Here is a 12,771-nt window from a genome sequence, read left to right as displayed (position 1 = left end):
CCGTGATCGCGGCGGCGAGCCCCGCGCGCTCCCTGTCGTGTCTTGGCCGAACCTCGGACGGCTGTTTTGCCTTCGCCCCACGGGTCGGGGACCTGCTGGGGAAGCCGGGCGGGCCTAGATCCGGGCGAGCCCCCGCCACCAGCCCAGCAGCCCGCCGTCCCCCTCGATCGCGTAGTCGTCGGGGCTGCGGCGTCCCCACACGACCTGGAGCAGGTCGGCCGACGTGGCGGCGAGCACGGTCACGGTGCCCGGTCGCAGGGACCGCTGGTAGTGGAAGCGGTCGGGGTCGAGAGTGATCACCCACCCGGCTCCGGTGTCGGCCTGCAGCGAGATCGTCTCACCGCCGCCCCTGATCTCGGCCACGTCCGGGTTCCACTTCACATGCGGCAGGATGTCGAGAAACTCCTCGACCCCGCCGGCCGCCACGTGCTCGTCGATCGCGACCGGGACGCCCAGCGCGAGCTCGGCGTCCACCCGGTGCACCAGGGTCTCGTACAGCATCCGCCTCGACCAGAACCGCACCCGCCGCTCCCCTCCCCAGGACCACATCGGCGCCTGTGGATCCCGCGACAGCAGCGCCTCGGGCAGGAAGGAGGCGCCCTCGCCGAGCCAGGCGGCATATCCGGCCGGGTCGGCGGGCAGGCCCATGTCCATGCCGTCGCGGTCGTAGCGCCTCTCGGCCAGGTCCCGCACCATGGCGGCCACCCACCGATGCACGCCTCCGGTGTGGGCGGTGAGCCTCGCCAGATCCCAGCCGGGACAGGTGAGCACGGAGACGGACAGGTCACGTCCGCGCAGCACGTCGGCCATCCGGGTGATCTCCGCGGCGGCGGCCGCGGTGTGCTCGGCGTGGGTCCACTCCCTCATGTCAGCCCTCTCGTGTGAAGCGCATGAACTGCTTCTCGTACTCCTTGGCGTCGGTGCTGGTGGCCAGCACCCGCTGCGCCCTCCCCTTGAAGTCGAACACCACCGCCTCGTAGCCGGAGCCCTTGCGCCGCCAGCCCGCGATGTGCTCGTCGTCGTACCAGCCGATGAGCCGTTCCGTCTCGAACGGGATCCTGACCTTCGCGGGTGCGTCGGAGCCGGTGGACCAGACGCAGATCTCCTTCTTGCTCTCCTTGCAGTACGTCAGCAGGGAGGAGCCGGACGGGGAGATGTCGTCGCCCTCGACCGTGATCGGGGTGCCCACGTCCAGCAGGGTCTGCAGCACGGTGCCCTGGGTGTCGTAGAAGCGGATGCGCTGGGTCTTGCCGGTGAGCGCCCAGGTGCCGACGGCCCGGCCGTCCCCCCTCCAGAAGTAACTCCACGTGCCGGCGTCCTTCTCCTTCACGCGGACGACCCTCGCCTTCTTCGTGGCGACGTCGATGATCGCGAAGCCGTACTCCTTGCTGGTGTCGTCGACCGCCTCATACAGGGTGACCAGACCGCGCTTGCCGTCCGGTGACCACTGCGGCAGCGTCGGGTAGACCGGCGCCTTGGTGACCCTGATCCTGGTCGCCGCACCGGATCGATGATCGATGACCGAGACGATCGCGTAGCTGTCCGTGTCGTAGATCCGGTCGGTGCCCAGCGCCTGGGTGCCCGCGGCGTTCACCGTGTACTGGAAGTACTTGTCGTTCTTGACGAACCGTTCGGTGCCCTGCCGACGAACGTAGAGGGTCTTGTCCCACTCCAGGCTGTAGGAGCTCAGCTTGATCGGGTCCTGCGTGCTCTCGTGGAGGGTGATCGAGCTGCCGGGCAGCTTGATCGTGCTCGTGTCCTGCGGCACCGTCGGGACGGTGGGGGTGGGGGTGGGGGTGCTCACGCCCTTCGTGACACCTGCCTGTGTGCCCCCCGGCGTCTCCGTGGTGCCGCGCGTCGCCAGTACGACGCCCCCGGCCACGAGCGCGGTGACCAGCACACCCCCCACGATCGCCGGCCACATCCTGCGCCCGCGCCGCTCGGGGGCCGACCGGCCCGGGTACGTCGGCCCGGGGTTCTGGTACTGGGGACCCGCGGAGGAGGGGAAGGCCGCGGGAGCGCCGTAGGACTGAGGTGCGGGCTGTCCCGGATATCCGGGCTGCGGGTGCCCGGGGCCCTGCGGGGGGTAGCCGCCCGCGTAGCCGTCGTGACCGGGATACCCGCCGGGGAAGTGCCGGGTGGGCGGCTCCTGCTGCGGGTAACCGTGCGGCCCGGACTGCTGGGCGTGGCCACGTGGGTCCGACTGCTGAAGGTGCTGGGGATACGCGGCCTGGCCGCGCGGATCGGACTGCTGGGGATTCGGCACATGACCGTGCGGGTTCGACTGCTGGAGGTGCGGGACATGACCGGCGGGGCCACCCTGCGGACTCCCCATCGGGTAGCCCGCGCCGGGCCCGCTCTGCTGGGGGTAAGGCTGCGGCCCCGAGTGCTGCCCCTCGCCCTGCGGACGCCGCTGCCCGTACGCGGTGTGCTCGGGATCGTTTCCACCCGGATGTCCGCCGGGGCCGGTCCGCTGCGCCGCGGCGGCCGATCCCTCGGCGAGGATGCCGCGCGGCGCGGTGGGCAGGGCGGCGCCGGTCGCACCGCCCGTGTCACCGGGACCACCGGCGTGGCCGAGCAGCCTCAACAGCGCCTCTCCCGCGGTGGGACGCTGGGTGGGGTCCTTGGACAGGCACTGCCCGACCAGGTCGCGCAGCGCCGGATCGGCGATCGCTCCCAGCTCCGGCTCCATGTTCATGATCCGGTTGAAGATCGCCGGAAGGCTGTCCGTGCCGAACGGCGGCTGCCCGGTGGCCGCGAAGACCATCGTGCAACCCCACGCGAACATGTCGGCGGGCGAGCCCGCGTTCTCCCCCGCCAGTTGCTCGGGGGTCATGTACGAGGGGGTTCCGATCGCCATCGCGGTCAGCGTGGAGGTCCGGTCGAGCGCCTTGGCGATACCGAAGTCGATCACTCGGGGGCCGTCGGAGGCGAGCAGCACGTTGGAAGGCTTGAAGTCGCGGTGCACGATCCCCGCCTGGTGGATCGCGACGAGCGCGGTGACCGTGCCGATCGCCAGGCGGTGCAGGCCCGCGCCCTCACGAGGTCCCTCGCCGGTCACGACCGCGTCGAGCGTCGGACCGTCGATGTACTCGCTGACGATGTACGGGCGATGCTCGTCGACACCCGTCTCGATCACCGCGGCGGTGCAGAAGGGCGCGACACGCTGGGTCGTGCTGACCTCGCGGACGAAGCGTTCCATCGCCTCCTCGTCCTGCGTGAGATCCGCGCGGAGCAATTTGACCGCGACACGCGCTCCCGTCGGGGAAACGCCCAGGTAGACCGTTCCCTGGCCTCCCTCACCGAGCCGGGCGGTGAGCCGATACTCCCGCACCCGCTCGGGATCCCCGGGCCGCAAGGACACGAGGTCCGCCATGGTCACACCCTTCTCCCGTGATGATTTCCGGTCCCATTGTGAGGGCAAAGGGTCACAGGACGTACATCAAACCGCAAGCCGGACGGGCCGGTGTGGCACGCTCCACGCGTCCCACCGGTCACACGGCAGGGCCTTGCGGGAAAGGGGTTCTCGGGAGAGCCTCCCCGAGACCGGGCGCACCTCGCCGGGGCGCACGAGCACGGCGCCGGAGGGCGAACGTCTCGGAGGCCGGGCACACTTCACCGCGCCGCGCGGGCACGTCACCGGGGGTGGCGAACCCTCCAGGCCAGGCGCGTACCTCGCGGGCACATGGTGGCGGGGCCTTCAGAGGCCGGGCGCGCCCCAGAGGGGGAACCAGCGGCCGAGATCGGGCTCGATCTCCAGCTCGCCGCCGATCGCGCCGCGTACCTGCAGCTCCAGGGCGTTGTCCCTGCGCTGCGTCTGCCCCGTCCCATGCTCGGCGGGCAGCGGGGCGAACGGGTAGAAGGTGCCCTGCTTGTAGAGGTAGACCAGGGCGAGCCCGCGACCGCCGGGGTCGGTGAAGGAGATGAGCGAGCAGAGCAGGGAGGGGCCGAAACCCGCCGCCTCAAGGGAGGAGTTGACCGCGTGCAGGTCCGTGACGAGATCACCGAGCATGTCGGGATCACGACGCACCAGCAGCCACGTGTAGCCGAAGGAGTCCTTCGAGAACTCCACCGGGGGGCCGCCTCCGGCGTTCAGCAGCTGGGTGATGTCGCGCTCCAGCTCGGCGAACGCCCCGCCCTCGGCCGACCGGAAGCAGACCGCCCCCACGCCCGTCGGCGCCAGGCCGGTGGCGGCCTGCAGGGTCACCGCGGCCGAAGGCAGCGCGAACAGCGCGTCCAGGTCGGCCTTGGCCGGTTCGCTGCGCCCCATCAGCACGTTCCACCAGCGCATCGATCACTCCTCCGTCTCGTCCCCGCGCGGCACGGCGCGCCTGTCCGCGCGTCCGGTCATCCACCCTGCCCGAGCTGGGCGGAGATCCTGTTGAGCTGGTCCAGGCGCTGGTTCAGCGGCGGGTGGGTCGCGAAGAGGGCGGACAGGCCCGCCTTGCCGGACAGGGCCGGCGCGAAGAAGAAGGCGTTGAACGGCTCGGCCTCGCGCAGATCCCTCGTCGGGATGCGGGCCATCTCACCGCTGATCTTGACGAGGGCGCTGGCCAGGGCGGAGGGACGCTGGGTGAGCAGCGCTCCCGCGCGGTCGGCGGCCAGTTCGCGGTAGCGCGACAGGGCGCGGGTGAGCAGGAAGCTGACCGCGTACACCAGAGCCGAGACGAGCAGGATGATGAGGCCGATCGGCAGGCCGCCCCTGTCGTCGCGCCCGCGTCCGCCCAGGCCGCTGTAGAGCGCGACCCTGGTCATGAGCCCGGCGACGATGCCGAGGAAGGACGCGATCGTCATGACCGCGACGTCGCGGTGGGCCACGTGGGACATCTCGTGGGCCAGCACGCCCTCGAGCTCGCCCCTGTCGACCCGCCGCAGCAACCCCGTGGTCACGCAGACCACGGAGTTCTTCTGGTTGCGGCCGGTGGCGAACGCGTTCGGGACGTCCGAGTCGGCGATCGCCACCCGCGGCTTGGGCATGTCGGCGAGTGCGCACAACCTGTCGATCATGCCGTGCAACTCGGGAGCCTCCTGCGGGGAGACGACACGCCCGTGCATCGCGAACAGCGCGATGCGATCGGACATGAAGTACTGCACGAGCAGGATGCCACCGGCGATCACGAGCACCACGACGGCCCGGACGCCCAACGCGATCAACACGGCCACGAAGATCACGTAGAGCAGTCCGAGCAGGAACATGGTGATCACCATGCGCCTTGTCAGGCCCCGGTCCGGGGCAAACCGGGTTTTTGCCATATCCCCAATCTAACCGGGGATCAGTCCTTCGTTGCCGAGCATCTCCCGCACTTCGTCCATGGACGCGTCAGCGGGAGGCAAAATCAGCTCCGAGGACTCCAGGCTGTCGTCGGGCAACGCCTTGCCGACGTGACGAACCTTGTCGAGCAGGGCGTGCAGCCGCACCCGGAAAGCCTCCTCCTCGCCGGCCTCGATCGCGGCCTCCAGCTCGGCGTCCAGCGCGTTCAGCACGTCGAGGTCGGCGGGGGCGATGTCGATCTGCCCCTCCCCCATGATGCGGACGATCACAGGCCCTCCCCCGGCTGGCGCAGCTGCTGGGTCTGGTTGGACTCCGGCTGCTGCTGAGGCTGCTGGTGCTGCTGCTGGTGCTGCTGCTGGTACTGAGGCTGCTGCTGCTGGTGCTGAGCCGGTCCGGGCGTGATCGCGCCCTGCGGCGCGGGACCCTGACCCAGCTCGGCCTTCATCCGGGCGATCTCCAGCTCCACGTCGTTCCCGCCGCCCATGCGGTCGAGCTCGGCCTGGATGTCGTCGCCGCGCTGCCCGCTGAAGTCGTCGAGCGCGCCGCTGGCCAGCAGCTCGTCGATGGCACCCGCGCGGGCCTGCATGGAGGCGGTCTTGTCCTCGGCGCGCTGGATCGCCAGGCCGACGTCGCCCATCTCCTCGGAGATGCCGGAGAAGGCCTCGTTGATCCGCGTCTGCGCCTCGGCGGCGGTGTAGGTCGCCTTGATCGTCTCCTTCCTCGTCCGGAAGGAGTCGACCTTGGCCTGCAGCCTGTGAGAGGCCGTGGTGAGCTTCTCCTCCTCGGCCTGCAGGTTGTCGTGCTGCACGCGGAGGTCGGCGATCTGGGTCTGCAGGCTGCCGCGCCGGGTCAGCGCCTCACGGGCCAGGTCCTCACGACCGACCCCGAGCGCTTTACGGCCCTGCTCCTCAAGCTTGCGCGCCTGCGCCTCGATCTGGTTGATCTGGAGCTCCACGCGCTTGCGCGAGGTGGCGACGTCCGCCACGCCCCGGCGCACCTTCTGCAACAGCTCCAGCTGTCGCTGATATGAGTAGTCCAGGGTTTCGCGAGGATCCTCCATCTTGTCCAACGCGTTGTTCGCCTTGGACCTGAAGATCAGCGAAAGTCTCTTCATCACGCTCATGCGCGTCGGCCGTCCCCTTCTTCAAGTGCGCTTCGGGTCACCCCAAGTGATTCCAGCCCCACCGAAAAGCACCGGAGCCACCATAGGGTTCACCCTACGCATAACGCGCGGGGGCGTCACTAAGTTGCAGTCCCGGTAGGCTGACGTTGTGTTCCGACGTACCCAGACCACCGCGGACGACTCCCCCGCCTCCGCTAACGATCCTAAGCCTGCGGGCAAGGGGCGTCCCACACCCAAGCGACGGGACGCCGAAGGCCGTCGCCGGCAGCCGGTGAACGCCCCTCAAAACCGCAAAGAGGCCTACAAGAACCTCCGCGAGCGTCAGGCCAACGAACGCGTCAAGGCGCGCGAGGGCATGTTGCGCGGCGACGAGCGCTACTTTCCCGCCCGCGACAAGGGCCCCGTCAGGAAGTTCGCGCGCGACTGGGTCGACTCCCGTCGTCTCGTCAGCCAGTACTTCCTGCCGTTCTCCCTTCTCATCCTGCTGCTCACCTGGATCCCGTTCCCCCTCGAGGTACGCGGTTACATCTACGCCGCGGTGATCACGGTCGGCTGGCCGCTCATGATGGTCACCGTGCTGCTCACCTCGATCTGGGTGTCCTGGAAGGTGAAGAACCTCGCCGCCGAGAAGTTCCCCAACGAGAACCTCAAGGGCGTCGGCTTCTACGCCGCCATGCGCGCGCTGCAGATCCGCAAGCTGCGCTTCCCGCCGCCCGCCGTGCTGCCCGGCGGCAAGCCCGTCCCGCCGAAGAACTGACGGCGGCGGAGCCCGACCCGAGGAGCACCGCGGCCGAGCACATCCGTCCCCGAGTCCCGTCCCCTCCATGAGGGGACGGGACTTTTCACTTCTCTCCCGCCGGAAGGGCGTCTCCCCCGGGCGATGTCAGCCCTCGACGACGTTCCAGCCCAGCTCGCCGTCGGTGACGACCGGTTTCCGGTGACCGATGGAGCCGCCGGTCTCCAGGGCGTGCGCCGTCGCCCTCAGCAGGCCGTAGTACGAACGGAGCCGGACGCCCCCGGATGTGAGGCTCGTCCTGCCCTCGTGACGGACGGCACCCACATCGCGCGTCACAGAGTCGATCACCAGGTAACCGCCGCCGCCGTCGTCGGCACCGAACGGGATCATCCGTCCGTCCCACCACTCCGCCCGCGCCACGGTGTCGGCCCCGGCTTCCCCGTCCGTCGCGCACAGCCGCCGCCAGGTGTCGCGGATCCCGCGGACCCCCAGGTTCCAGGCGTTCGGGAACCCGAACGGCGAGATGCCCGGCACGACGGAGGATCCGTTGTGCCGCAGCAGGGAGGCACGCAGGTCGTCGGGGAAGCGCAGGCCCATCTGCGCCTCCGCGACGGCGATCGTACGGGCGCGGGCGGGTTCGCCCAGCGTGCGAAGGGTCGCGGGTGCGTTCGCCTCCAGCCACCTCTCGATGCGACGCCACTCGCGGTTCACCGCCCTCGTCACCTTCGGATCGAGCGCCCGCACCCGCGGACTCGACACGCGAGGGTGGCAGTCGGCGTCGGGGGCCCCGACACTCTCGTACGGGGGCGAGGTCTCGTACGTCTCGTTCGGGGGCGAGGTCTTGTACGGCCAGGTGGGTCCCGGACTCCTCTCGGCGGCCTCCGCGAGTTCCCCCAGATCGGACACCTCGCCGCACAGGTCTCCCTCGCACGGACGGTACCCGCATACGGAGCCGATCACGACCGACCCCGTCTCCCCCTCTTCGACATAGCGCGCCACCGAGTCGTCCTGGTCGACCGGTCCCGGCCCACACCGTCCGTCCGCGCCGGGCCGACTCCCGACCTCGATCACCTCCATGGTCTCCCCTCCGTTCGAGAAGACCGCGCTCTCCAGGACCTGCGTGCCGGCGGCGAACAGGCACAGTCCCACTCCCACGGCTCCCCAGCGGACCAGAAGGCGCCGGGTGGCCTCGTCCAGCGGCTCTCTCGGCGTCCGCCTCCGCTCGAACGTCCGCTCGACGGCGGTCTGGAAGGCGGAGGGGGTCCTGGCGGCGTACCGCCTGAGGTCCTCGTCCGTGGGGGTGCCGAGGATCGGCGCGGGAGGCCATCTCGGTGCGCGCTCCGCTCCGGGGGCCGTCCTCTCGGCAGAGCCGGACTCCGTCCCCTCCACGCGGGAGGGCGGCGCCTGTGGGGAGACGCCCCGATCTCCCCCGCGTGGGAAGCCGGCTCGGCGCTCCTCGGCCCGCCGCCACAGGCGTGCGACCGCCACGACGGCCGCCGCCAGCGTCGCGACGGCGAGCGCGAGCCGTACCTTCCGAGAAGTGATCAACCGCAACACATCCGGCAAGGTATCCCGAATCATCGCGAAGCACGGCGCCTACTAATCTCGAACCATGGAATTCCGCCACCTTGGCCGCAGCGGTCTCATGGTCAGCGAGATCAGCTACGGCAACTGGATCACACACGGTTCCCAGGTAGAGGAGGACGCCGCCAAACAGTGCGTGCAGGCGGCACTCGACGAGGGGATCACCACCTTCGACACCGCCGACGTATACGCGGGCACCAAGGCGGAGGAGGTGCTCGGCCGCGCCCTGTCCGGAGTCCGCCGCGAGTCCCTGGAGATCTTCACCAAGGTCTACTGGCCGACCGGACCCGGCCCCAACGACCGAGGGCTCTCGCGCAAGCACATCACCGAGTCGCTGCACGGCTCGCTGCGCCGTCTGCAGACCGACTACGTCGACCTGTACCAGGCGCACCGCTTCGACAACGAGACACCGCTTGAGGAGACCCTCAAGACCTTCGACGATCTCGTACGCCAGGGCAAGGTCCTCTACGTCGGCGTCAGCGAGTGGACCGCCGACCAGATCGGCCGGGCACTGAAGATCGCCGACGAGATGGGCTTCGACCGCCTGGTCTCCAACCAGCCCCAGTACTCCATGCTGTGGCGGGTCATCGAGACCGAGATCGTGCCGCTGAGCGAGAAGGAGGGCGTCGGCCAGGTCGTCTTCTCCCCCATCGCCCAGGGCGTGCTCACCGGCAAGTACCGGCCGGGGCAGCCGCCCCCCGCCGGTTCACGTGCCACCGACCCCACCGGTGGCAACTTCATCGCCCGGATGCTCAACGACGACGTGCTCACCCGCGTGCAACAGCTGGAACCGATCGCCTCCGACCTCGGCCTGAGCATGGCCCAGCTCGCGGTCGCCTGGGTGCTGCAGAACCCCAACGTGGCCTCGGCCATCGTGGGGGCCAGCAGGCCCGAGCAGGTCCGCGACAACGTCAAGGCCTCCGGGGTCAAGCTGGAGTCCGAGGTGCTGAAGAAGATCGACGACATCCTCGGCCCGGTCGTCGAGCGCGACCCCGCCAAGACCGTGAGCCCCGAGCGTCGCCCCTAGCGGCAAAAACCCTTCGGCCCTCGTTCTTCATCGAGGAGCCGAAGGGTTTCCGTTCACCCAGGTCATTCAGTGCGCCGAATTCAGGGCGCTCATTCAGGGCGCAGTGACATTCCCTCGTACTCGACACGTTCGCCTTCGATCAGGGTGACCCTCTCGACCCCGGCCTCCAGCAGCTCACGCCAGCTTTCACCCAGCCACGACTCGGCGTCCGCCTGGCTCGGGAACGTGTCGGAGGGCGAAACACCCTCGACCACCTCGCCGCCGTTCGCGTCTTCGTAACGCCAGCGCCACGTCATGCCACAACTCCTTCTCGCAGGTCCTGCCGGTGCCCCTCGGCGGCCTCAGCGAACCCTACCTCTCCATGACGCTCCCGGACATGAAGGCGAGATCTTGATTTCCTTCTCACGACCGAAGTCGGGGGCTTCCAACTGAAGGCGGCACCCGAGGTCCAGGACACCGGAGTGTTCACCTGTCGGCGGCCGGCACCGGGTGCCTGCCGGACGGCTTACTCCCGCAAACCGATGAGAAACACGATGACCGCTCTTCACCGCCGGGACGTTCCCCCGGTACGCCGACCGCTTCCTCCCGGAGGCGAGGGCTCGCGGTTTCTCGACCAACCTTTCAACGCGACAGGAGACCGGGTGTGAAGGTTCTGATCTCCGGCACGGCGGGCCCTGGCGGGTGGCCGTCCCCGGACTGCGGGTGTGCCTCCTGCGCCCGTGTCACGCCGGGCCGTCGTGCCACCTCCGTGGTACTCGGCGTCTCGGCGCCGGCGGACGGCCCCCCGCCGCTCGACGGCTCCCCCTCGCCCGACGACCCGGCGGTGCCCGACACTTCTACGCTCTCCGACGGGCCGACCGCACCCGGCGGTTCGACGCCCCCCGGCGACTCGATGACACCCAACCGTTCGATGCCGCCCAACGGTCCCGTACGGCTGCCGCTGTCCGGCCCGCTCCCGCCCGGTTACCGCGTCTCGCCCGGTCCTGACGGCCTCACCGTCACCACCTCCGATGGCCGGCGCGTCCTCTGTGCCGCGTTCACCCATCCCTCGTACGGCGAGTCTCCACACGATGGGTCCTCATATGACGAGCGGGGTGAGCGGACGCTGGACCTGGTGCTGCTGGACATGCTGGACCGGCCGGAACGGCTCGGGGACCTGCGCCGGCGAGGTCTGGTCGGCGAGCGGACGCACGTGGTGGCCGTCGATGTCGACCACCGGGTGCCGACGGAGACGGAACTGACCCGGCGGGCCGCGCTGTGGGGGGTGCGCGTCGTACCGGACGGCACGGTCGTCGACACGAGCGAGCCCCCTCCCGCTCCGGCTCCCCCGCCCAGGAGAACCCTGCTGCTCGGGGGAAGCCGGTCGGGCAAGTCGGCGGAGGCCGAACTGCGACTGGCGGCCGAACCCGAGGTGCTCTACGTCGCGACCGGTCCGTCCGGCGACGGCGATCCCGAGTGGCTGCGCCGGGTCCGGGCGCATCGCGACCGAAGGCCCGCCCACTGGGACACCGCCGAGACCACCGGCCTGTCCGAGGTGCTGCGGTCCGCCGACACCCCGCTGCTGATCGACGGGCTCGGCACCTGGGTGGCCGCGGTCTTCGACGAGTGCGACGCCTGGCCGGGCGGAGCGGGCGGCGACACCCCCGGCGCCCTGGAGGCTGTCGCCGCCCGGTGCGACGACCTGGTGGCGGCCTGGAGGCAGACCCGCTCCAGGGTCGTCGCGGTCTCCGACGAGGTCGGTCTCGGCCTGGTGCCCGACACCGCCGGCGGGCGGATGTTCCGTGACACCCTCGGCCGCCTGAACCAGCGCCTCGCCCTGGAGTCGGAGGACGTCACCCTCGTCGTCTCCGGCCGTCTCCTCCCCCTCCCCCTCTGACCCCTCAGCTCTGCCCCCTCAAGCTCCCCGTGCCCCCTCAAGAACGGTGAACGGATGCGGGCACCGCGCCGGGAGCCGCAAGAACTACGATCGTCGGTCATGTCCCAGCCCTCGCCCCCGCCCGAGGACGGCCCGTCCGGCTTCATCGACGGAGTGCGTCTCGCGATCGGCACTCTGAGCGTGTTCCCGGTCCGTCCCGGGGTGATCGACCGCCGGGCCGGAGGAATCGCGATGGCGGTGGCCCCGCTGGTGGGCGCGGCGATCGGGGCCTGCGGCGGGCTGGTGCTGGTGATCTCACTGTGGCTGGGGATGACGTCGCTTCCGGCGTCGGTGCTGGCCGTGGCGACCGTGGCACTGCTCACCCGGGGGCTGCACCTGGACGGGCTGGCCGACCTCGCCGACGGGCTGGGCAGCGCCAAACCCGCCGAGCGGGCGCTGGAGATCATGAAGCGGTCGGACATCGGCCCCTTCGGGGTGGTGACGCTGATCCTCGTCCTGTTGGTCCAGGTGGCGGCTCTGCAGGAGGCCATCACCTGGGCCGGGGCGGGCGCGGCCGCGATCATCCTGGTCGCGGCCTGCACCGCCGGACGACTCGCCCTCACCTGGGCCTGCCGCACGGGCATCCCCCCGGCACGCCCCGACGGACTCGGCGCGATGGTCGCGGGCACCGTGCGGCGGAGCGTCGCGGTGGTCGTGACCGCGCTGGTGCTCACGGGAACGACGGCGCTGGTCTATCTCCACGGCATCGGCGCCTTCAGCCCGTGGACTTCCGGGTCCTCCGGCGAATTCGGCTATTTCGCCTACGTGGACACCGCCTACGTGGAAGCCGGCGACCTGACGGGCATCACCGATGTGATTCCCGTGGCGGGCGTGGGGCGGTTTCTCGCCCCCTGGGGTCTCCCCCTCGCCATGCTCGTGGGGCTGCTGGCGGCCTGGGCCGTACGGCGCAGGGCCGTACGGCGGCTCGGCGGCGTCACCGGCGACGTGCTCGGCGCCCTCGTCGAGATCGCCACCGCGACGACCCTGCTGGCCTGCACGATCCTCACGAACTGACCGCCTTCCTGCCCGGACTTCTCCTGCCCGGACAAAGCGTGCCGCCGCTCTCGCCCCGTCCAGCGGATGCCGGCCGAACGGGGTCCCGTCCAGCGGATGC

General features: G+C 70.4%; 12 protein-coding genes. 4 read left to right on the top strand and 8 right to left on the bottom strand.

What is annotated here, in order from left to right; genetic code table 11:
• Positions 1-114 precede the first annotated feature (114 nt).
• The 6 genes from AB0B90_RS29360 to AB0B90_RS29335 all read right to left on the bottom strand — a co-directional run bounded on the left by AB0B90_RS29360 (position 115) and on the right by AB0B90_RS29335 (position 6,395).
• Positions 115-867 carry a maleylpyruvate isomerase family mycothiol-dependent enzyme gene (locus AB0B90_RS29360; protein WP_350947462.1) on the bottom strand — a complete coding sequence of 251 codons (753 nt, stop codon included), beginning with the start codon at positions 865-867 and terminating at the stop codon, positions 115-117.
• 1 nt (position 868) lies between these two features.
• On the bottom strand, positions 869-3,376 hold the full coding sequence (locus tag AB0B90_RS29355) for a protein kinase (RefSeq protein WP_362925825.1): 2,508 nt from the start codon (positions 3,374-3,376) through the stop codon (positions 869-871).
• A 324-nt stretch (positions 3,377-3,700) separates the two neighbouring features.
• Positions 3,701-4,291 (bottom strand): hypothetical protein, encoded by a 591-nt coding sequence (locus AB0B90_RS29350; protein ID WP_350947460.1) that lies wholly within the window; start codon positions 4,289-4,291, stop codon positions 3,701-3,703.
• A gap of 56 nt (positions 4,292-4,347) precedes the next feature.
• Entirely contained in the window at positions 4,348-5,253 is a 906-nt protein-coding gene (gene htpX / locus AB0B90_RS29345) for a zinc metalloprotease HtpX (RefSeq protein WP_350947459.1), read from the bottom strand.
• 9 nt (positions 5,254-5,262) lie between these two features.
• Complete coding sequence (locus AB0B90_RS29340) at positions 5,263-5,541, bottom strand: hypothetical protein (protein WP_350947458.1); 279 nt, start codon at positions 5,539-5,541, stop codon at positions 5,263-5,265.
• Positions 5,538-6,395 (bottom strand): PspA/IM30 family protein, encoded by an 858-nt coding sequence (locus AB0B90_RS29335; RefSeq protein WP_362925824.1) that lies wholly within the window; start codon positions 6,393-6,395, stop codon positions 5,538-5,540. The genes AB0B90_RS29340 and AB0B90_RS29335 overlap by 4 nt, the downstream gene beginning before the upstream one ends.
• Positions 6,396-6,543: 148 nt before the next feature.
• Between AB0B90_RS29335 and AB0B90_RS29330 the strand changes: the two genes are divergently transcribed.
• Positions 6,544-7,152, top strand: coding sequence for a DUF3043 domain-containing protein (locus AB0B90_RS29330; RefSeq protein ID WP_350947456.1), 609 nt, complete (start codon positions 6,544-6,546; stop codon positions 7,150-7,152).
• A 126-nt stretch (positions 7,153-7,278) separates the two neighbouring features.
• Here AB0B90_RS29330 and AB0B90_RS29325 read toward each other — a convergent pair whose 3' ends face one another.
• Positions 7,279-8,688, bottom strand: coding sequence for an SMI1/KNR4 family protein (locus tag AB0B90_RS29325; protein WP_362925823.1), 1,410 nt, complete (start codon positions 8,686-8,688; stop codon positions 7,279-7,281).
• A 55-nt stretch (positions 8,689-8,743) separates the two neighbouring features.
• Here AB0B90_RS29325 and AB0B90_RS29320 point away from each other — a divergent pair, with 55 nt between their 5' ends.
• Complete coding sequence (locus AB0B90_RS29320; RefSeq protein ID WP_350947454.1) at positions 8,744-9,742, top strand: aldo/keto reductase family protein; 999 nt, start codon at positions 8,744-8,746, stop codon at positions 9,740-9,742.
• A gap of 89 nt (positions 9,743-9,831) precedes the next feature.
• On the opposite strand, the gene AB0B90_RS29315 is transcribed toward AB0B90_RS29320, so the two are convergent.
• Positions 9,832-10,038 carry a hypothetical protein gene (locus tag AB0B90_RS29315; protein WP_350947453.1) on the bottom strand — a complete coding sequence of 69 codons (207 nt, stop codon included), beginning with the start codon at positions 10,036-10,038 and terminating at the stop codon, positions 9,832-9,834.
• A gap of 347 nt (positions 10,039-10,385) precedes the next feature.
• Between AB0B90_RS29315 and AB0B90_RS29310 the strand changes: the two genes are divergently transcribed.
• Both AB0B90_RS29310 and AB0B90_RS29305 read left to right on the top strand, forming a co-directional pair.
• Positions 10,386-11,618: a bifunctional adenosylcobinamide kinase/adenosylcobinamide-phosphate guanylyltransferase gene (locus tag AB0B90_RS29310; protein ID WP_350947452.1), complete on the top strand. Its 1,233-nt coding sequence runs from the start codon at positions 10,386-10,388 to the stop codon at positions 11,616-11,618.
• A gap of 99 nt (positions 11,619-11,717) precedes the next feature.
• Entirely contained in the window at positions 11,718-12,671 is a 954-nt protein-coding gene (locus AB0B90_RS29305; protein WP_350947451.1) for an adenosylcobinamide-GDP ribazoletransferase, read from the top strand.
• The last annotated feature ends 100 nt before the right edge of the window (positions 12,672-12,771 follow it).

This window comes from Streptosporangium sp. NPDC049078, from assembly GCF_040648855.1.
Classification (GTDB): domain Bacteria; phylum Actinomycetota; class Actinomycetes; order Streptosporangiales; family Streptosporangiaceae; genus Streptosporangium.
This window is presented reverse-complemented; position numbering and strand designations above follow the sequence as displayed.